Source organism: Azonexus hydrophilus (assembly GCF_905120355.1).
Classification (GTDB): Bacteria; Pseudomonadota; Gammaproteobacteria; order Burkholderiales; family Rhodocyclaceae; genus Azonexus.
The window spans coordinates 1-18,612 of sequence record NZ_CAJHOB010000002.1; the positions used below are offsets into that span (position 1 = coordinate 1).

The window sequence follows — 18,612 nt, forward strand, 5'->3', positions numbered from 1 at the left end:
ACGCTGCTGCCTGACTCCGATTAACTCGGAAAGACGGTAGTGGTCGGACGGTTACGAACCGAACGAGATGCATAGCCAGCAAGAAGCATGGAAGGGTAAGAACAAGCCCCATAACAGCAGCGCGAAGAATATCGATTAATACGAATTCCTTGATGCTGGAATCGGCCATTGCCATTGGCCACAAAATTAACCCCATGATGCCTGCCAAGGTGCCATATGCCGGCACCCATCTTTGTACGGGTTTATCAGCCACCCAATTTATGCTCATCATGATGTGGCATGCCCATGCAAAAAGAATGAGCATGCCGACCAGTGTGCCACCCAATGACTTGATGCCTGACATGCCAATCAGCATGAGAGATAGCAGGAGGCCATAGGAGGAAAGTAGGTAGCAGGCTACAACAACAAAAATCCGTCGGGTGGTTTTCATGTCAGCTAACGTGGAGGTCACCGGCGCTGCGCAGCGTCCAGAGCGAAGCGAACGGGGTCGAGCGCAGGGTTGGGTTTCATTTTTTCGGAGCGGTTGTGCGGCGGCGAAATGGCGACCAAAAAGCGAAAAGTAGCGACATGCAACCAAATAAGAACGGAATGGTTGCGGCCGCTACATTGCCCATAGCGACGCAAGCGGGAACGATGACGATAGCCAACTTTGAGCCAGTAAAATCGCAGCGGCTTGACGATGCAATTTGGTAGGTGAGCCAGAATGCAATGGCCGCACAGCCAATGAACAGTAGCGTCTCCGCATGACGCTTTTGCTGCGCAATCTTGAGCTTCTCCTCTTTTGTTCTTGTGTTCATCCGTTAGCGTGGCAATCGGCTGATGAAACCCAACGGACTAGGTAAGCAGCCTGCAGTATGCGGGTCGGCTTGAGCGCCGGGTTGGACATAAATAAGTCATTTTCCGAGAGCGGCAGCAATTTTCTTGTCGGTTTTGTATTGACCGAGCGCATAAACGGCCCAAATTGCGGCTGGCAGCCAACCGATAAGCGTGATTTGAAGTATGAGACAAATAATTCCTGCTATTGGGCGGCCGATGGTAAAAAACGCCAAGAATGGCAAAAAAATTGCGAGAAGTAGACGCATGCTTGATGTCCTTAATGATTGAGAAGACTGACGTTGTAGGTAAGGGGCGACCCGCTTACGGGACGTCCAGCGAAAGCCGCAGACCGTAACGGCCTTGACCGGGATGTTAGCCCTAGGCTCTATCGACATGGTGTAGGTGTTTCTTCAATATGCGCACGATGGCGTCCAACTGGCGACGATGGATCATCGTGTGCAGGGCTGCCAAGGTGTGCCAGCCGTGACTATCCAATGGGCCAAACCAAGGGTGCGCGTGGCGACGTGAGGTATACAAATTCTTGATCGATGCCACTTTCTCCTGGTAGGCCATAAGGGCATGTTCTAAAGAGGCCAATTGCTCTTGTCCTGCATCGGCGGTCGGTTTGACATCGGCGATTCGTACCTCACGTTCGAAGGCCTTGTCTTCACTTAAAGCGCATAGAAGATCGCCAATCCCAGTATTGACGATAACGAGATGCTGCAAGACCATGGCTGCGGACCAATTTCGGCTATTGTCCTCGAGACCCGTAAGCTTTTGAATAAGCACCTGATGCTTCAGTTGCTCCAAAGGAAGTTCTCGCGCAGTCGCTAATACCTTTCTAGTTTCGGAATACAGCCAGTCTTGGGTTCGGTGTCGAGTGAGAGTACTTCGCAAGACGCGGAAGCCCAATCGGCACACAAAGAGTTCCATGGTGGGTAGGCCAGCACCGGGTGGGGCCAATAGGTTATTGTCATTCATGGCTGAGTTGTCGGATTCGATCGGAGGGTAACCGGCGCAGCGTCCAGCGACCGAAGGGAGCGTGGTTGAGCACCGGGTTGGGTGATGTGCTTGGAAATAGCCATTAGTGAAAATGCTTGCCGACAAGATATAAGACTGCCAATGCTAAAGAGCTCCAAAAATAAAACTCCTTCTTGACGAAGATAGGCGCGTAGAAGAAGGTAAATGCAAACCTGTATAGCCGGGAAAGCAAACTGCTTTCTTTGGACGGAGTGGAGTGAAAAAACTCCTTCTCCTGCTTGAAGTGCCCAATTACCGGGTGCGCAAGGAATGCCAGCATAAGCCCCCACCAAACGGCAAGGGCAAGAATTAGTGCCAGGAATAGATTTCCTGTTTTCGAAAGCACGCCACCAACAACGAGGACCAATGCGAATGACTCAATGGCGAGAAATATTTTCCGCTCAGTAAGTTTTCTGGTGGCGCCTGTTCCAAGTAAAAAAGTCGCGGCAAAGAGAACACCAAAGAAACAGCAGACACCCGCAATGGAAGCGAACTCCGTCGGCCGGTAGATCGCCAGACTTGCGCCAAGCAAGCCCAATATGCAGAACTGTAAAACTACTCGCAGAACGATCACAGAGTCAGCCCCCAGCGTGAAAGCTCAGCCGACGGCAGGCAGCGTAGCTGACTGACGGTCGGCTGGAGCGCAATGTTAGGGGAGGAGATGTGATTTTTGGGTGTCGGTTTCACTTGGTGCCTCTATGAAAAAGCCAATGAGCCAGTAAGACAAAGCCGTCAAGATTGTTGCGCCGACTGTGGCGATCAGTAGGCCGATAAAAGGCCCTGCAAAAATGAATGCGCCTCCAATTAGCGATGTAGGAAAGGCAAGCCAATTCAACCAACTTGGCAAATGGGGACCAATGAGCTCTGCTCCAATCAGGTATCCAAATGTCACTGTTATTGCGATATTGAGCCGATTCTTTTCAATCATTGGGAAAAGCCACTAACGTTGAAAATCACCGGACGCAGGCAAGCGCAGCTTGCCGGAGGCCCGGTGGATTGTGATGTTAGCCAACAGCGCGCTCATTGGTTTTCTTGTGCTGCGAAAGAAAAGCAAGGGGAATGGAGCCAGGTGCCGCAAGCATAAGTTCAACCGGAAAGAGCTGCTTTGGGTCGTGACGGAATAAATGCCAGAACAAAATGCAGGCAGAAAACAGCGTTACGGCCCCAAATGCGAGCGCCGGAAGGCGCTTTCGGGGGTAACGATTAATGACAGTAGAACGCAATGCGGTGCCGACTTGAAAAGCGCCAAACCAAAAAGCAGCCATAAGACCAAGCGATTGGGCAGCAGACTGCCATAACCGTAACTCCCACGATGCGGGGGAAAGCAGCGCAGTGGCCAAGAATGCCAACCAGATGAGCGTAACCATGGCGAAAGGGACCGCACTGGCGCCGAGGAGTACGAGCCCAAAGATTGAAATTCCGCGCTGCATGACTATGCTGGCTAACGTAGAAGTGATTGGCGCTGCGCGGATTCATCGCACAGCGTCCAGCGACCGAAGGGAGCGAGGGCGACTGCTGGGTTAGGCGCGTTTAACGAGTGCATTGTTGGCGCGTGGCCTTAGTGAGCAACAGAAATAGGAAGGCCAAGAGCAGAACAGCGATGGCCCATGAAGTCATAGGCGCATCACCAATACTCAAGCGACCAATGAACCAGCTACCGAAGCGAATGAGTTGGGTGCCAACAGCAGCCAGGCCTAACCACCACGCCCAGGCAAAGCGATGCCATAGACCAAATGCGACTAGGCTGCCAACGAAAACGGCGGGCAGCGTGGCTGGAAGCATAAGGCTGTACTTAAGAGTGCCGAGGTCGCCGGTGTTGAAAAAGTGAAGCAGCATCCCCCCTGCAACAATCAAGACATAGGCGATGGCAACAATACTGGTGAGCTTGGAGTGCGATGGTGTCATAGCGGCTAACGTAGAGCTAACCGGCGCTGCGCGGCTTTATCGCGCAGCGTCCGTGTTGAACGCCGGGTTGGGCGATAGTGTCCGGCAGCGGAAGGAAAGCCGGTCTACGCGCAAAAAGTCGGCGCTGGCGAGACGGCAAGTTGAGAATGATAAGGCGCACGGAATTCCCTCTGTCGTTATGAGTAGGCGACGGTAACGAAAACTGCCGCGCCAACGATGACACCGATAACAATGTATTCGCCAATGCGCTGAGCCTTCTTTGGTTCGAGTTGGAACGTGCGACCCACGACACGACCAGCTAAATAAGCGACAGTCTCGCCAATTGCGGAAGCGTCGAGAACGCTCATGACGCCCAGCGACCGAAGGAAGTGTCATTGAGCGGCGGGATGGGCTGGTTTCGGTTCATAGTCACCCTGAAAATAGACCAGACATAGCGGCAAGCACAGAAGCGACTGCGGCTATTGCACCAGCGATAACGGCAAGCCCTGACCGAAATAGCAAGGTAGCTCCAAGCTTCAGCTCAGTGTCCTTTCGGGAGCGATATTTCAGTACAGCGATGACACAAATAACTGCCCCCGCAATGAGTAGTGCGGCAGGATGCAACACCACGGTGATGAGCGCGCTCAAGAAAAATAACGCTGTGGGCACGACAATATTCCTGTTCATGACGTTCCTATGGTGACACCCAACGTTTGAGTTCAGGGACGCTGCGCGACTTCATCGCGCAGCGTCCCTTGGAGCGATGGGCTGGGTCATTTCTACCACCCACAACCGCAATTGGCTGGGCTGTGGAAATGCCTGCGGAATTGCAGATAACGAGAATGGAAGTTCTGGCGCTGCGGCAAGCGGCACGTCCATGAGACTTCTATCTCGGCTCATTTCAATAACGAGTTTCAGATAGCGGCGAAGAAGCAAGACTGGAGGAAATTGGTCTTTCTCCATCAGCCATTCGAGTGCGTCACGGGCGCACTTTGAGCTGTTGCATGAACGGCAGGCCCAAACGAGGTTGTCGCCTGCGTTTGCTCCACCGCGTTTTGTTGGAATGAGATGGTCAACAGACAAGTGGTTGCGACTCCCGCAGTAGCAGCAAGCTTGCGGAAGGACCATCTTTAAGCGTTCGTCGTCAGCGAGAGGACCAATGCTCATGGTTTGTTTGTTCAACCCTGCGTAAAGGCGAGAACGAATCATGAACTGTGTGCGCCCGTACTTTTCGGCTTTCGTGGTAATAGCCGAATGCGCCATCGCGAGGTTTGCGTATGACCAAAGCAACAACTCACCAATGGTTTTGATTTCCATGCGTCAGTCCCAACGTGAGGTATACACCGAATACGGTGTATACCTATGAGAGAGTGTGTGTATAAACAAGGGGAATCCCGCCATCCATTTGATTCGACTGATAAATTGATCCATCAAGTCGTTGCCGCCAAGAGAAACACGCCTGCTTCGGTCAAGTTCGCTCTGCCGACTGTCCCTGCGTATCGAGATGGGGAGCATACGCAAAGGGCGAAATATGTTCAATGGATGGATGTGGTCAGTTCAGAAACTCACCGCTGACATAAAACCATCGCCCCTCTTCCCGCACGAACTGGCTGTGTTCATGCAGCCGTTGGCCGCGGCCGTCGAGGCGGTAGCGGGCGATGAATTCGACACTGGCGTGCGTTTTATTTTGTTGCGTGTGAGCGCATATTTTCAGCCCCAGCCATTGGCTGGGGTCATCGCGCAGGTCGAAGGGAGCGGGGCGGGTGCTGGGGTGCCAGGTGGCGAGCAGGTAGTCGCTGCGGTGCTGGACGAACGCTGCGTAGCGCGAGCGCATCAGGATGAGCGCGCTGGCGGCCTGGATTTCACCGTCGTGCAGGGGCTGGCAGCAGTGGGCGTAGGGTTGGCCGCTGCCGCAAGGGCAGGGCGGCGCGGCCGGTTTTTCTTTGTGCGGCGGGCGCTTCATTCCCACGGCGGGGTGTCGGTGCCCGTTGTCACGGGGGCGGCTTCCTGCATTTCACCGCCCAGTGCTTCCGCCAGCTGCGGCAGGAAGCGGCTGAGTTCGCCGGTCATCAGGGCAAAATCGGCGTCGAACTGCTCGTCGGCGTGTTCAGCGTTTTTCTCGGCTTCTTCCTTGAGGATATCGAGGAAGGCGAGGCGCTTGATTTCGAGTTTTTCGGTGAGGATGAAGGAAACCCGTTCGTCCCAGGTCAGCGCCAGGCGGGTGGGGAGCTTGCCGGCGGCGAGGTGGGCGCGGATCTGCTCGTCCATGCCGTCGCCGTCGAGCGGGTGGCGTACGTAGCGGACGGCGGCTTTTTCTTCGGCGACCGATTTCAGTTCGCAGTCGCGGTCGATGGTGAAGCCGGCGGGGGCACTGCCACCGGCCAGCCAGTCGGCCATGGCCGATTGGGGCGAGCGCTGGGTATGCAGCGGTTTGAGCGGAAATTCATCGAGACAGAAGCGCAGGTGTTCGATGACTTCCTCGGCCTTGGTTTGACTGCCGGCGTCGACGACGAACCAGCCGTGTTGCGGGTTGATCCAGACGTTGGTGCGGGTTTTTTTGGTGAAGGCTCGCGGCATCAATTCTTCCGTGATGCGCTCACGCAACTCCTTGAACTGTTTGCGTCCCGGGGGGTAGCCCTGTTCGCTGGCGATCTGTTCGGCGCGTTCCTGGGCGGTTTCGTTGATGACCGATGCCGGCAGCAGGCGTTGTTCGGCGGTGAGGGCCAGCAGCCATTGGCCGTGGCTGCTATAGACCAGACCGGCATCCTGACGGGGGGGCGTCCAGCCGCGGGAGAGCGGCTGGTGGCTGGGGCAGGGCGCGAAAGCGCCGCGCGCCAGCTGGGCGTCCAGTGTCGCCAGGTCAATCGCCCAGGGCGTGGGCAGGCGGTAGATTTGCAGGTTTTTGAACCACATGATTCAGCGCTTTCTGAAAACGAGATCCCACACACCGTGGCCGAGGCGCAGCCCACGGTTTTCGAATTTGGTCAGCGGCCGGTAGTCCGGGCGCGGGGCGAAGCCGGCGAGGCCGGCGGCGGAATCAGCTTCCAGCGCGGCGGCCAGTGCCGCGGGCGCGGGATTGGCGACGCTGTTGTCCAGGCTGGGCTCGCCGCCCAGCACTTCCAGCATCTGCAGCGCGTAGTTTTCCCAATCCGTGGCGCAGTGGATGTAGCCACCCGGCTTCAGGCGCGAGGCAAGCAGCGCGACGAAGGGCGGCTGGATCAGCCGGCGCTTCTTGTGCCGGGTTTTATGCCAGGGATCGGGGAAGAAGATGTGGATGCCGTCGAGCGAGGCTTCCGGCAGCATGTCGCGCACCACTTCCACGGCATCGTGGTTGCCGATGCGCAGGTTGGTGAGGTTCTTCTCGGCGATCAGCTTGCACAGCGCGCCGACGCCGGGGACATGGACTTCCAGCCCGAAGTAGTCGTTCTCCGGGTGGGCCTCGGCGATGCGCGCCGTGGTTTCGCCCATGCCGCAGCCGATTTCGAGGATCTTCGGCGCATTACGGCCGAACACCGCCGTCAGGTCGATGTTTTCCGGCTGGTAGGCAATGCCGATCTTGGGCAGCATCGTCTCGTAGTAGCGCTGCTGCGCTTCCGACATGCGGCCGGCGCGGCGGACGAAGCTCTTGATGTGGCCGTGCCCGGTACGGCCGGCGGTGTATTCGCCTTCGTCGCCTTCGGCGGCGGGGTGGATCAGCAGGTCGTCGCTCATGAACCGATCAGTCCGGTGGTCGGCGACGAAGGGTCGGCCGAGTAGTATTTGCGGGCCATGCGGCCGGCCAGGAAAGCCTCGCGGCCGGCTTCGATGCCCTTCTTCATGGCGCTGGCCATCAGCACCGGGTCCTTGGCGTGGGCGATGGCGGTGTTCATCAGCACGCCGTCGCAGCCGAGTTCCATGGCGATGGTCGCGTCCGAGGCGGTGCCGACGCCGGCATCGACGATGATCGGCACCTTGGCGTTGTCGATGATCAGGCGCAGGTTCCAGGGATTGACGATGCCCATGCCGGAGCCGATCAGCGAGGCCAGCGGCATCACCGCGACGCAGCCGATCTCTTCAAGCATCTTGCACTGGATCGGATCGTCGGCGCAGTAGACCATGACCTGGAAACCTTCCTTGACCAGCGTTTCGGCGGCCTTCAGCGTTTCCGGCATGTTTGGGAAGAGGTTGGTCGGGTCGCCGAGCACTTCGAGCTTGCACAGCGGGTGGCCGTCGAGCAGCTCGCGCGCCAGGCGCAGTGTGCGCACGGCGTCGTCAGCCGTGTAGCAGCCGGCGGTATTGGGCAGGATGGTGAATTGCGACGGCGGTACGGCGTCGAGCAGGCTGGGCTGGCCGGCGTCCTGGCCGATGTTCACGCGGCGCACGGCAACGGTGACGATCTCGGCGCCGGAGGCGTCGATGGCGGCGCGGGTTTCAGCGAAATCCTTGTACTTGCCGGTGCCGACCAGCAGGCGGGAACGGTAGGTTTTGCCGGCGAGGGTGAGGGTATGCATGGGTGTCACAGGGGAAAGGTGAAAGGAGTGGTGCGGCGTTGCCAGCAACTACCGGCGTTAGCCACCGCCAACGGCAACGACGATTTCCAGAATGTCGCCGTCAGCCAGCGGTGTGCTGGCATGCTGGCTTTTGGGGACGATTTCGCCGTTGCGCTCGATGGCAATCCGTTTGCCGCTGTAGCCCAGGTGTGCGACGAGCTGTTCGACACTGAGCGGGGCCGTGAACGTGTGCGGAGCACCGTTGATATGCAGGTTAATCATGGCTCGATTTTACCCAATCGTGGTGGTGCTGCCGTCGGCGACGCCAGCAGCATGCGCCTGCTGGTCCGCCCAGTAACTGGAACGGACCATTGGTGCACAGGCGGCGCCGGTGAACCCGAGCTGGCCGGCTTCGGTTTCGTACATTTTGAAAATATCGGGCGATACGTAGCGGCTGACTGGCAGGTGGTGACCGGAAGGGGCAAGGTACTGGCCGATGGTGAGCATGTCGACGTCGTGGGCACGTAAATCGCGCATGACTTCGAGGATTTCCTCATCGGTTTCGCCCAGGCCGACCATCAGCCCGGATTTGGTGGTGGTTTGCGGGTAGCGGGCCTTGAAGCGTTTGAGGAATTCCAGCGAATGGGCGTAATCGGCGCCGGGGCGGGCCTGCTTGTAGAGGCGGGGCACGGTTTCCATGTTGTGGTTGAGGACGTCAGGCAGGGCCTGACCGAGCACCTCCAGGGCGATATCCATGCGGCCACGAAAATCCGGAACCAGAGTTTCGATGCGGGTGCTAGGTGAGCGCTCACGTACGGCGCGGACCACGTCCACAAAGTGCTGGGCGCCCCCGTCGCGCAGGTCGTCGCGATCCACGCTGGTGATGACGACATAGCTTAATTTCAAGGCTGCCACGGAATCGGCGAGCTGCTGCGGTTCGTGCGGATCGGGCGGCAGTGGCTGGCCGTGACCGACATCGCAGAAGGGGCAGCGGCGGGTACAGATGTCGCCGAGGATCATGAAGGTGGCGGTGCCGCGCCCGAAGCATTCGCCGATGTTGGGGCAGGCAGCTTCTTCGCAGACGGTATGCAGCTTCTTCTCGCGCAGCATGGTTTTGATTTCGCCGAAACGGCCGGCGCTGTTGCCGGCCTTGACGCGAATCCAGTCGGGTTTCTTCAGCGGCGTATCGACCGGCACGATCTTGATCGGGATGCGTGCGGTTTTCAGTTCGCCTTTTTGCTTGATGCCTTTTGCCTCAGCCATGGTGTGTATCGTCAGTCGGTTGCAGTTGCAGGAGAAGATGCCGGGTGAGTTCGTCGGCGGCGGTATCCGGCGTCAGCGCCAGTCCCAGATCATGCGTCTGGGTGACGGCCAGCCCGGGGTAGCCGCAGGGGTTGATGGCGGCAAACGGGGAAAGATCCATCTGCACGTTGAGTGCCACGCCGTGGTAGCTGCAGCCACGGCGGATGCGCAGGCCGAGGGCGGCGATCTTGGCGCCGGCGACATAGACGCCGGGCGCATTGGCGTGGCGTGCGGCACTCACGCCATGCGCGGCGAGCAGGTCGATGACGGCCTGTTCGATGTGGTGGACCAGTTCCCGCACCTTGAGCTGGCGGCGGTTGAGATCGAGCAGGAGGTAGATGACGACTTGGCCGGGGCCGTGGTAGGTGACCTGGCCGCCGCGGTCGATCTGCACCAGCGGGATACCGATATCGCGCAGCAGGTGCTCCGGCTTTCCGGCCTGGCCCAGGGTGAATACCGGGGGGTGTTCGACGATCCACAGTTCATCGGCGGTTTCCGCTGTGCGTGTGGCCGTGAATTCCTGCATTGCGGCGAAAGTGGGTGCGTACTCCACGCACCCGAGCCGCCGCACCCGCAGGCAGGGAGCCTGCGGGGAGCAGAGGGGCTGGGCGGAGGGCATGCTCACTTCAGAGCACGACCTTGATCAGGGGGTGACTGGTCAGTTCCATGTAGAGCGCATCCAACTGTGGCTTGGAAGTCGCCCGCACGGTGCAGGTCAGGCTGAGGTAGTTGCCGCTGCTGCTGCTGCGCATTTCCATGCGGGCGCCGTCGAAATCCGGGGCATGGCGGGTGACGATGGTGAGCACGGTCTGTGCCAGCTCATCCACGGCATGGCCCATGATCTTGAGCGGAAAGTCGCAGGGGAATTCAAGCAGGGTGTCGCTGTCAGCGGCGGGAATGGGGGGGGATTTCGACATTTGGAATTACTTGAACCAGAGTTTGACGGTATCCACGGCGCGGCCAAAGGCACCCGCCAGTGGCACATCCGCCTGGGAGCTGACCGGATATTCGCCATAGGGCTGGCCGGCGAGCGTGAGTTTGAGGCTGCCGACGATCTGCCCTTTCTTGACCGGCGCCATCAGGCGGGCAGGGGCAATGTATTCAGCCTTGAGTTGGTCGCCCATGCCTTTGGGGACGGCAATGGTGAAAGCTTGGTCGAACCCGGCCGCAACCTGATTCTTGCTGCCTTTCCAGACCCGCGGCGTGCCCACGGGGCGGCCTTGCGGATAAAGGTTGACGGCGTCGTAAGCGATGTAGCCCCAGTTCAGCAGTTTGGCGGACTCGGTGGCGCGCGCTTTGTCGGAACTGGTGCCAAGCACGACCGCCAGCAGGCGGCGCTGCTCGCGCAGGGCGGAGGAGATCAGGCAGTAACCGGCCGCATCGGTATGGCCGGTCTTGACACCATCCACGGTCGGGTCGGTCCACAGCAGGCGATTGCGGTTGGGCTGGCTGATGTTGGCGTAGCGAAATTCCTTCAGCGAATAGTATTTCTGGTATTCGGTGGGGAAGTCGCGGATCAGGGCCGTGGCCAGGGTGGCGAGATCGCGGGCGGTGGTGACGTGCTGCGGGTCGGGCAGGCCGGTGGAATTGCGGAAGTGGGTGTTCTTCATGCCCAGGCGTTTGGCTTCGCGGTTCATCATTTGCGCGAAGTTTTCCTCGCTGCCGGCAATGCCTTCCGCCAGCACCACGCAGGCGTCATTGCCGGATTGCACGATCATGCCCTTGAGCAGGTCATCGACGGCGACTTGCGTATCGACTTTGACGAACATTTTCGAGCCGCCGGTGCGCCAGGCTTTTTCCGAGACCGGAAGAGTTTGCGTCAGCTTGAGCTTGTTGTCGCGCAGGGCAGCGAAGCTCAGGTAGGCGGTCATCAGCTTGGTCAGTGAGGCAGGCTCCAGTCGCTGGTCGGCTTTTTCCGCAGCCAGGGTTTGTCCGGAGGAAACTTCAATCAGCAGCCAGGCGTTGGCGGCCAGGCTGGGCGGAACTGGGGCGACATTGGCACTGGCGAAAGTGGGCAGGAGGAGGCAGAGCGCCAGGGCGAGGATTCTGTGTAATGACATTGTGGAGTGATGCGGAGGCTGAAAAGCGGCAGATTATAGCCCCGCTCATGGTGGGGGCTGGGTAACGCTTTGCGACACCGTGCGGCAGAGCGCCTCGATGGCCGGGTGGCGGATCTTGCGTTCGGTGGAGATGGCATGGATCTGTTCTGCCACCCCGGTCATGTCTCCCAGCAGCTGGGCATCGTATTCGCTAGCCAGTTGTTCGCTCAGCACCAGCGGCGCCGGGAAGATGCCCAGGCCGCCGCGGCCGAAGGTGGTGAGCAGGGCGCTGTCCTGAAATTCACCGACGATGCGTGGCAGTAGTCCGTGTTCGTCGAACCAGCGGTCGATCCGTACCCGTAGCGCGTTGTGGCGGGTTGGCAGGAGCAGCGGTGCGCCGTTCAGGCTGGCGGGGAATCCTGTCTGCCGGTCAATCAGCTTGGGGGAGGCAAACAGCCCGGTGGAAAACTCGCCCAGGTGGGTGCTGAAGACCTTGAGATTGCCGGTGGCCGGTGCGGCACGGTCGGTCAGGACGAGATCGAGTCGGTGCAGGGCGAGGTCGGCAAGCAGATTATCGAAGCTGCCTTCCAGGCAGATCAGCCGCAATTCGCCAGGCAGCGCCGTGACCTGGGTCAGCAGGCGGTAGGCCAGCAGCTTCGGGATACTGTCCGAAATGCCGACGCGCAGACGCAGGATCTGGCCGTTGTCGTCCTGGGCGATGGCTTCTTCCAGCTGCTCGCCGAGTTGGAAAATCTGGTCGGCGAAGCGTAACGCTATGCGCCCGGTTTCGCTCAGGGCCAGCCGTCGCCCCTGAGTGACGAACAGGGCTTTGCCGAAGTGGCGTTCCAGCAGGCTCAGTTGGCCGCTGATGGTCTGGACGGCGACGCCCAGACGCTCTGCGGCACGCGTGATGCTGCCTTCCTTGGCGACGACCCAGAAATAGTGCAGGTGCTTGTAATTGAGCATGGCGGGAGGGGCTTTAGCGGGAAAAGTTGCTTCGAAAAAATCAGAAACTTTTTCCATTCTGCTCCGTTTTTTTCTGGAATCCAATTGCGGTACCATCGCAACGTTTTTTCACCGACGGAGTTCGTTATGAAACGCATTGTGCTTTTTCTGGTGACCAACCTGGCGGTCATGCTCGTGCTCAGCGTGGTGACCAGCCTGCTTGGTGTTAATCGCTTCCTGACTGCCAATGGCCTGGATCTCGGGTCGTTGCTGGCGTTTGCTGCCGTGATCGGTTTCGGCGGTTCCTTCATTTCGCTGCTGATCTCGAAGCCGATGGCGAAATGGAGTACGGGCGCCCGGGTCATTACCCAGCCCTCTTCGTCAACCGAAGTCTGGCTGATCGACAGTGTCGCCAAACTGGCGGATCGTGCCGGTCTGCCGATGCCGGAAGTGGCGATTTATGAAGGCGAACCGAACGCTTTCGCCACCGGCGCCAGCAAGAGCAGTTCGCTGGTGGCGGTATCGACCGGCCTGCTGCAGAACATGACCCGCGAAGAGGCCGAAGCGGTGCTGGCGCACGAAGTGGCACACATCGCCAACGGCGACATGGTGACCCTGACCCTGATCCAGGGGGTGGTCAACACCTTCGTCATCTTCATTTCCCGCGTCATCGGTTACCTGGTCGATTCCTTCCTGCGTCGCAACGACAGCGAAAGCAGTGGCCCCGGTATCGGCTACATGGTGACCAGCATGATCTGCGAAGTGGTATTCGGCATTCTGGCCAGCATCATCGTCGCCTGGTTCTCCCGGCAGCGTGAATTCCGCGCCGATGCCGGCGCAGCGAGCCTGATGGGGTCGGCGGTGCCGATGCAGAATGCCTTGCGTCGTCTGGGCAATCTGCATACTGAACCGTTGCCCAAAAATATGGCAGCCTCCGGTATTGCTGGCGGGATTGGTAGCTTGTTTGCGACTCACCCGCCGCTGGAAGCGCGTATTGCGGCATTGTCGGCACGCTGAGCGCCGGCAGAAAAAAACGGGGAGGCTGCGGCCTCCCCGTTGCGTTAACCGGCGGCGCCACTCAATATTCGATGGCGTGCAAGGCCTGTTCAAGCAGGTCGAGTTGGGCGCTGATGGCGTCGGCGGCACGGTCCAGGTCGGCTTCGCTAGCGTCGTACAACTGCAGGGCGAGGTGGTGCACCGTGCGCCCCAGGTGATAGATGCCCCACATTTCGATCTGCTCGGCGTGCTGGATCAGCGCTTCGCATTCTTCGGCAATGCCGTAAATGTCGATGGGCAGGGTTTCCAGGGATTCGCGCATGTGGGCGAGGCGCTCCTCCGCATCTTCCACGAATAGCCGGTCGAGTACGTCGGAGCGTTCGCCGGGTTTGCCGGAAGGGCGCAAGGCGGTTTCCAGACGATCCCGGAAATGGCGCAGGCGCTCATTCAGATGCGGGTGTTCCAGGCCTTGTGGCAGGTGCTTGTCGGATGTGTCCAGCATGACGTCGCACAGGGCGTGCAGCGCGGCCTGCAAGCGGTTGCCAGGGGTTTTGTGCTCGAGATGGTCGGCGGTGCTGGCCAGGCTTTCAGCAAGGCCCAGACAGTCGGCATCGGCGCTTTCGAGTGCAATGCTCATGATCAGCATGGCGCTGCGGCGGAAGCGGGCAGGATCGTTGCTGCCGTGCTGGCGCCAGGTGTCGGCAAACTCTGCCCAGGCCGATTGCCAGCGCTTGTTGAGCTCCGGCGGAAAGCGCGCTGTCGGGGTCTGGCTGATCCAGGGCAGTATGGCTGCCGTGGCATCCAGCATCGGGTTGAGGGCGGCGCGCGTGCTGGCAAGGTCGTCGTCGGTCGTATCCACAGGTTGCTTCCTCAATTGCGGCAACGCATGGCGTGCCCACGGCACGCGCGCTTTCTCCGATGTATGTTCAGGTGCGGCTGTGTCAGCCGGCCAGTTTGGCGAAAGCGTCCACCACTTCCGATGGGGCCTGTACCAGTTCGATCAGCACCCCTTCGCCGCCGATCGGAAATTCGTCGTTGCCTTTCGGGTGCAGGAAACAGATGTCGAAACCCGCTGCGCCCTTGCGGATGCCGCCGGGAGCGAAACGCACACCGTTGGCGGACAGCCACTCCACGGCCTTGGGCAGATCGTCGATCCACAGCCCGACGTGGTTGAGCGGCGTGGCGTGAACGGCGGGTTTCTTCTCCGGGTCGATCGGTTGCATCAGGTCGACTTCCACCTTGAACGGTCCCTTGCCCATGGCGCAGATGTCTTCATCCACGTTCTCGCGCTCGGACTGAAAAGTCCCCGTGACTTCCAGCCCCAGTTTTTCCACCCACAGGGTCTTGAGTTTTTCCTTGGACGGACCGCCAATGGCGATTTGCTGGATGCCGAGGACTTTGAACGGACGGGTCATGTGTTTCTCCAGAAACGAGGTTGAATGGTCGGGGATTATAGGGATTTCTTCCGGTAGGCCAAGGCGAGCAGGGCGACACCCGCCAGTAGCATCGGTAGCGACAGCCATTGCCCCATGCTGATGCTGTAGGAGTGGCCGAAAATGCCGGCATCCGGTTCGCGGAAGAATTCGGTAATGAAGCGGCAGCTGCCGTAGCCGATCAGGAACAGGCCGGAGATAGCGCCCCGCGGGCGCGCTCGGGCGCTCCACCACCACAGCAGGATGAAGAGCGCGATGCCTTCCAGGCCGACGTGATAAAGCTGCGAAGGATGGCGCGGTTCCAAGCTGCCGGATTGCGGAAACACCATGGCCCAGGGCAGGGCAGGATCGGCGATGCGCCCCCAGAGTTCGCCATTGATGAAATTGCCGATACGACCGGCGGCCAGGCCGAGCGGCACCAAGGGGGCGATGAAATCGGTGAGGGTCAGCCAGTTGCAGCCGCTCTTGCGGGCCCACAGGGCCATTGCGATCAGAACACCGAGAAAGCCGCCGTGGAAACTCATGCCGCCTTTCCAGACAGCAAGGATTTCCAGTGGATGGGCAAGATAGTAGGTCGGTTCGTAAAACAGCACCTGTCCCAGGCGACCACCGAGGATCACGCCAAGTACGCCGTAAAACAGCAGATCGTCGAGTTGTTCCGCGCTGACCGGGGCCAGGTGTTGGCGAATACGGAGCCGGCCGAGGGCGATGAACTGGCTGAAAGCGACCAGGTACATCAGGCCATACCAGTGCACGGAGAGTGGGCCGAGGGAAAACGCAACGGGATCGAACTGCGGGTGGAGCAGCATGGTCGAAGGGCTTTGGGCTAGAATCGCCCGATTATATCGACCCGGCCCGGATCGTTTCTGGTTTCCGGGCTTTTCTCGCCGCTCATCCGGAGATCCAGCATGCCTCAATATCGTTCCCGTACTTCTACCCACGGCCGCAACATGGCCGGCGCGCGCGCCTTGTGGCGTGCAACCGGCATGAAGGATGGCGATTTCGGCAAACCCATCATCGCCGTGGTCAACAGCTTCACCCAGTTCGTTCCCGGCCACGTCCATCTCAAGGATATGGGCCAGTTGGTGGCGCGCGAGATCGAAGCAGCGGGTGGTATCGCCAAGGAATTCAACACCATTGCCATCGATGACGGCATCGCCATGGGCCACAGCGGCATGCTGTACTCCCTGCCCTCGCGCGACCTGATTGCCGATTCGGTGGAATACATGGTCAATGCCCATTGTGCCGATGCCATGGTGTGCATCTCCAATTGCGACAAGATCACCCCGGGGATGCTGATGGCCGCCATGCGCCTGAACATTCCGGTGATTTTCGTCTCCGGTGGCCCGATGGAAGCCGGCAAGGTTCAGTGGGAGGGCAAGACCATTGCGGTTGATCTGATCGACGCCATGATCAAGGCGGGCGACAGCAAGTGCTCGGACGCCGAGGTGGATGAATTCGAGCGTTCTGCCTGCCCGACCTGCGGTTCCTGCTCCGGCATGTTTACCGCCAATTCGATGAACTGCCTGACCGAAGCACTGGGGCTTTCCCTGCCCGGTAATGGTACGGTGGTCGCTACGCATTCCGACCGCAAGCAATTGTTCCTGCGCGCCGGTCGCCAGATCGTCGAGTTATGCCGCCGCTACTACGAACAGGATGATGCCTCTGTGCTGCCGCGCAACATCGCGCCGAAGGCGGCATTCGAAAATGCCATGACGCTGGATGTGGCGATGGGCGGTTCCACCAATACAGTCCTGCATTTGCTGGCGGCTGCCCGCGAAGCCGAGGTCGATTTCACCATGGCCGACATTGACCGCATTTCGCGGCGTACGCCTTGTCTGGCGAAAGTGGCGCCGGCAACGCAGGACTACCACATCGAGGATGTACACCGCGCCGGTGGCATCATGGGCATCCTGGCGGAGCTGGCGCGTGCCGGCAAACTTGATACTTCGGTGTCGACCGTGCACGCACCGACCCTGGGCGAGGCCATTGCCGCCTATGATGTGAAACAGGATGTTGCGCCGGAAATCATCGAATTCTTCCGTGCAGCCCCCGGGGGGATACCCACCCAGACTGCTTTTTCCCAGAATGCCCGCTACCCGGCGCTGGACGACGATCGTGCCAACGGCTGCATTCGCGACCAGGCCCATGCCTATTCGCAGGATGGTGGCCTGGCGGTGCTGTACGGCAACATTGCTCAGGATGGTTGTATCGTGAAAACAGCGGGTGTCGATGAGTCCATCTGGAAGTTTTCTGGTCGGGCGCGTGTGTTCGAGAGTCAGGATTCGGCGGTCGAGGCAATTCTCGGCGGCGCAATCGTGGCGGGCGATGTCGTCGTGATTCGCTACGAAGGGCCGAAGGGCGGTCCGGGCATGCAGGAAATGCTGTACCCAACCTCTTACCTGAAATCGATGGGGCTGGGTAAAGACTGTGCGTTGCTGACGGATGGCCGCTTTTCTGGCGGCACCTCCGGCTTGTCGATCGGCCATGCGTCGCCGGAAGCCGCCGATGGTGGGGCCATTGGTCTGGTCGAAGAGGGGGATCGCATCGAAATTGACATCCCGGGGCGACGCATCCATCTCGCGGTGAGCGATGACACCCTGGCGGCGCGCCGGGCGGCCATGGAGGCGCAGGGCGAGCGGGCGTGGCAGCCGGAAAATCGGCAGCGCACTGTGTCGGCTGCGTTGCAGGCGTATGCCTTGATGGCCACATCGGCTGACAAGGGGGCGGTGCGCGATGTGACACAGATTCAGCGTCGGCCCTGACTAAAATCTCGGTTTTTCGTCGATGAACCGGTATGATTCGGCCCGGAGGCAAAAGCCTCCGGAAATTTTTTGTTGCATTTGATCGTTTGTCGTCGCCGGCCGCGGACGTATGATCCGCCCCAGATAGTGTCGTCAGGCTATCGAAGCGTTAATCACTAATAAATGGAGCGAGAGAAATGAAAGCTGCTTACATTGCCATCATGGCCGCTGCCGGCGTTGTCGTTGCAGGTCAGGCCCATGCTGATGAAGCCCTGGCCAAGGCCAAGAACTGCATGACCTGCCACGCGGTTGACAAGAAACTGGTAGGCCCGTCGTACAAGGACGTTGCTGCCAAGTACAAGGCCGACAAGAGTGCCGTCGCCACCCTGGCGGCCAAGATCAAGGCTGGTGGCAAGGGTAACTGGGGTCAGATTCCGATGCCTCCCAACAACGTCACTGAAGACGAAGCCAAGAAGTTGGCAACCTGGGTCATGGCAACCAAGTAATTTGCCGTCTTGGGTTAAAAAAACCGGGTTCGCCCGGTTTTTTGTTGTCAGCGGCCGGTTTGCCTGTTGACACTCTCTGAAACGCCCCGGATAATCTCGGTTTCTCCCGGAGGGATACCCAAGCGGTCAACGGGAACAGACTGTAAATCTGTCGGCTCAGCCTTCGAAGGTTCGAATCCTTCTCCCTCCACCAGATTATGCTGTAGCGGCTAGTGCTGCGAGGTGGGGTTAAGCAGTAAGCGGGTGTAGCTCAATGGTAGAGCTGAAGCCTTCCAAGCTTAAGACGAGGGTTCGATTCCCTTCACCCGCTCCACGGTGCGGTACGGCTGGAGTTTGAAGGTGCGCCCATGTGGCTCAGTGGTAGAGCACTCCCTTGGTAAGGGAGAGGTCGGCAGTTCGATCCTGCCCATGGGCACCACCGATTAGCTTGCTTCTGGATTTTTGATTCAATTGATTAT

At 59.5% G+C, this 18,612-nt stretch carries 27 protein-coding genes and 3 tRNA genes; 6 read left to right on the top strand and 24 right to left on the bottom strand.

All coding sequences use genetic code 11. The features are described 5' to 3' along the window. The 21 genes from JYJ39_RS01305 to nhaR form a co-directional block, all read right to left on the bottom strand. The coding region (locus JYJ39_RS01305) for a hypothetical protein (protein ID WP_205201460.1) at positions 1-430 on the bottom strand (430 nt) is incomplete at its 3' end. Positions 431-506: 76 nt separating this feature from the next. After that, on the bottom strand, positions 507-797 hold the full coding sequence (locus JYJ39_RS01310) for a hypothetical protein (protein ID WP_205201461.1): 291 nt from the start codon (positions 795-797) through the stop codon (positions 507-509). Between the two features lie 96 nt (positions 798-893). Next, the gene (locus JYJ39_RS01315) at positions 894-1,082 is read right to left on the bottom strand and encodes a YqaE/Pmp3 family membrane protein (RefSeq protein WP_205201462.1); all 189 of its coding nucleotides are present in this window, start codon (positions 1,080-1,082) and stop codon (positions 894-896) included. Positions 1,083-1,194: 112 nt separating this feature from the next. Next, positions 1,195-1,626, bottom strand: a complete 432-nt coding sequence (locus tag JYJ39_RS01320; RefSeq protein ID WP_205201463.1) for a hypothetical protein — start codon at positions 1,624-1,626, stop codon at positions 1,195-1,197. Between the two features lie 274 nt (positions 1,627-1,900). Then, positions 1,901-2,410: a hypothetical protein gene (locus JYJ39_RS01325; protein ID WP_205201464.1), complete on the bottom strand. Its 510-nt coding sequence runs from the start codon at positions 2,408-2,410 to the stop codon at positions 1,901-1,903. A 75-nt stretch (positions 2,411-2,485) separates the two neighbouring features. Continuing rightward, complete coding sequence (locus JYJ39_RS01330) at positions 2,486-2,764, bottom strand: hypothetical protein (RefSeq protein ID WP_205201465.1); 279 nt, start codon at positions 2,762-2,764, stop codon at positions 2,486-2,488. 76 nt (positions 2,765-2,840) lie between these two features. After that, positions 2,841-3,266 (bottom strand): hypothetical protein, encoded by a 426-nt coding sequence (locus JYJ39_RS01335; RefSeq protein WP_205201466.1) that lies wholly within the window; start codon positions 3,264-3,266, stop codon positions 2,841-2,843. 100 nt (positions 3,267-3,366) lie between these two features. Next, on the bottom strand, positions 3,367-3,741 hold the full coding sequence (locus JYJ39_RS01340) for a hypothetical protein (protein WP_205201467.1): 375 nt from the start codon (positions 3,739-3,741) through the stop codon (positions 3,367-3,369). A gap of 176 nt (positions 3,742-3,917) precedes the next feature. Continuing rightward, the gene (locus tag JYJ39_RS01345) at positions 3,918-4,088 is read right to left on the bottom strand and encodes a hypothetical protein (protein WP_205201468.1); all 171 of its coding nucleotides are present in this window, start codon (positions 4,086-4,088) and stop codon (positions 3,918-3,920) included. A 61-nt stretch (positions 4,089-4,149) separates the two neighbouring features. Further along, complete coding sequence (locus JYJ39_RS01350; RefSeq protein WP_205201469.1) at positions 4,150-4,407, bottom strand: hypothetical protein; 258 nt, start codon at positions 4,405-4,407, stop codon at positions 4,150-4,152. A 51-nt stretch (positions 4,408-4,458) separates the two neighbouring features. Then, positions 4,459-5,037: an HNH endonuclease gene (locus JYJ39_RS01355; protein ID WP_205201470.1), complete on the bottom strand. Its 579-nt coding sequence runs from the start codon at positions 5,035-5,037 to the stop codon at positions 4,459-4,461. A gap of 235 nt (positions 5,038-5,272) precedes the next feature. Beyond that, positions 5,273-5,683 carry a YchJ family protein gene (locus JYJ39_RS01360; RefSeq protein WP_205201471.1) on the bottom strand — a complete coding sequence of 137 codons (411 nt, stop codon included), beginning with the start codon at positions 5,681-5,683 and terminating at the stop codon, positions 5,273-5,275. Next, positions 5,680-6,633: a recombination-associated protein RdgC gene (locus tag JYJ39_RS01365; RefSeq protein WP_205201472.1), complete on the bottom strand. Its 954-nt coding sequence runs from the start codon at positions 6,631-6,633 to the stop codon at positions 5,680-5,682. The genes JYJ39_RS01360 and JYJ39_RS01365 overlap by 4 nt, the downstream gene beginning before the upstream one ends. Before the next feature lie 3 nt (positions 6,634-6,636). Further along, on the bottom strand, positions 6,637-7,431 hold the full coding sequence (gene trmB, locus JYJ39_RS01370; protein WP_205201473.1) for a tRNA (guanosine(46)-N7)-methyltransferase TrmB: 795 nt from the start codon (positions 7,429-7,431) through the stop codon (positions 6,637-6,639). Beyond that, complete coding sequence (locus tag JYJ39_RS01375; protein ID WP_205201475.1) at positions 7,428-8,210, bottom strand: thiazole synthase; 783 nt, start codon at positions 8,208-8,210, stop codon at positions 7,428-7,430. The genes trmB and JYJ39_RS01375 overlap by 4 nt, the downstream gene beginning before the upstream one ends. A 57-nt stretch (positions 8,211-8,267) precedes the next feature. Further along, complete coding sequence (thiS, locus tag JYJ39_RS01380; protein WP_205201477.1) at positions 8,268-8,471, bottom strand: sulfur carrier protein ThiS; 204 nt, start codon at positions 8,469-8,471, stop codon at positions 8,268-8,270. A gap of 9 nt (positions 8,472-8,480) precedes the next feature. Next, positions 8,481-9,452, bottom strand: a complete 972-nt coding sequence (gene lipA, locus JYJ39_RS01385; protein WP_205201479.1) for a lipoyl synthase — start codon at positions 9,450-9,452, stop codon at positions 8,481-8,483. Continuing rightward, positions 9,445-10,110 carry a lipoyl(octanoyl) transferase LipB gene (gene lipB / locus JYJ39_RS01390; protein WP_205201481.1) on the bottom strand — a complete coding sequence of 222 codons (666 nt, stop codon included), beginning with the start codon at positions 10,108-10,110 and terminating at the stop codon, positions 9,445-9,447. The genes lipA and lipB overlap by 8 nt, the downstream gene beginning before the upstream one ends. Before the next feature lie 7 nt (positions 10,111-10,117). After that, the gene (locus tag JYJ39_RS01395; protein WP_205201482.1) at positions 10,118-10,408 is read right to left on the bottom strand and encodes a YbeD family protein; all 291 of its coding nucleotides are present in this window, start codon (positions 10,406-10,408) and stop codon (positions 10,118-10,120) included. A 6-nt stretch (positions 10,409-10,414) separates the two neighbouring features. After that, a complete protein-coding gene (locus JYJ39_RS01400; protein ID WP_205201483.1) occupies positions 10,415-11,551 on the bottom strand; it encodes a D-alanyl-D-alanine carboxypeptidase family protein in 1,137 nt (378 codons plus the stop codon). Positions 11,552-11,596: 45 nt separating this feature from the next. Continuing rightward, positions 11,597-12,553: a transcriptional activator NhaR gene (gene nhaR / locus JYJ39_RS01405; protein WP_240189500.1), complete on the bottom strand. Its 957-nt coding sequence runs from the start codon at positions 12,551-12,553 to the stop codon at positions 11,597-11,599. Between the two features lie 69 nt (positions 12,554-12,622). On the opposite strand from nhaR, the gene htpX reads away from it, so the two are divergent. Further along, positions 12,623-13,492, top strand: coding sequence for a protease HtpX (htpX, locus tag JYJ39_RS01410; protein WP_205201484.1), 870 nt, complete (start codon positions 12,623-12,625; stop codon positions 13,490-13,492). Positions 13,493-13,553: 61 nt separating this feature from the next. Here htpX and JYJ39_RS01415 read toward each other — a convergent pair whose 3' ends face one another. The 3 genes from JYJ39_RS01415 to lgt all read right to left on the bottom strand — a co-directional run bounded on the left by JYJ39_RS01415 (position 13,554) and on the right by lgt (position 15,713). Next, the gene (locus JYJ39_RS01415; RefSeq protein ID WP_205201485.1) at positions 13,554-14,330 is read right to left on the bottom strand and encodes a hypothetical protein; all 777 of its coding nucleotides are present in this window, start codon (positions 14,328-14,330) and stop codon (positions 13,554-13,556) included. 82 nt (positions 14,331-14,412) lie between these two features. Next, a complete protein-coding gene (locus JYJ39_RS01420) occupies positions 14,413-14,886 on the bottom strand; it encodes a VOC family protein (protein WP_205201486.1) in 474 nt (157 codons plus the stop codon). Positions 14,887-14,921: 35 nt separating this feature from the next. Then, the gene (gene lgt, locus JYJ39_RS01425; RefSeq protein ID WP_205201487.1) at positions 14,922-15,713 is read right to left on the bottom strand and encodes a prolipoprotein diacylglyceryl transferase; all 792 of its coding nucleotides are present in this window, start codon (positions 15,711-15,713) and stop codon (positions 14,922-14,924) included. Between the two features lie 99 nt (positions 15,714-15,812). On the opposite strand from lgt, the gene ilvD reads away from it, so the two are divergent. The 5 genes from ilvD to JYJ39_RS01450 all read left to right on the top strand — a co-directional run bounded on the left by ilvD (position 15,813) and on the right by JYJ39_RS01450 (position 18,572). Beyond that, positions 15,813-17,669, top strand: coding sequence for a dihydroxy-acid dehydratase (gene ilvD / locus JYJ39_RS01430; RefSeq protein ID WP_205201489.1), 1,857 nt, complete (start codon positions 15,813-15,815; stop codon positions 17,667-17,669). Between the two features lie 176 nt (positions 17,670-17,845). Next, the gene (locus tag JYJ39_RS01435) at positions 17,846-18,154 is read left to right on the top strand and encodes a c-type cytochrome (RefSeq protein WP_205201491.1); all 309 of its coding nucleotides are present in this window, start codon (positions 17,846-17,848) and stop codon (positions 18,152-18,154) included. Between the two features lie 108 nt (positions 18,155-18,262). Beyond that, positions 18,263-18,347, top strand: a tRNA-Tyr gene (locus JYJ39_RS01440). 46 nt (positions 18,348-18,393) lie between these two features. Next, positions 18,394-18,467: transfer RNA gene (locus JYJ39_RS01445), tRNA-Gly, on the top strand. Between the two features lie 30 nt (positions 18,468-18,497). Further along, positions 18,498-18,572: transfer RNA gene (locus JYJ39_RS01450), tRNA-Thr, on the top strand. Positions 18,573-18,612 lie beyond the last annotated feature (40 nt).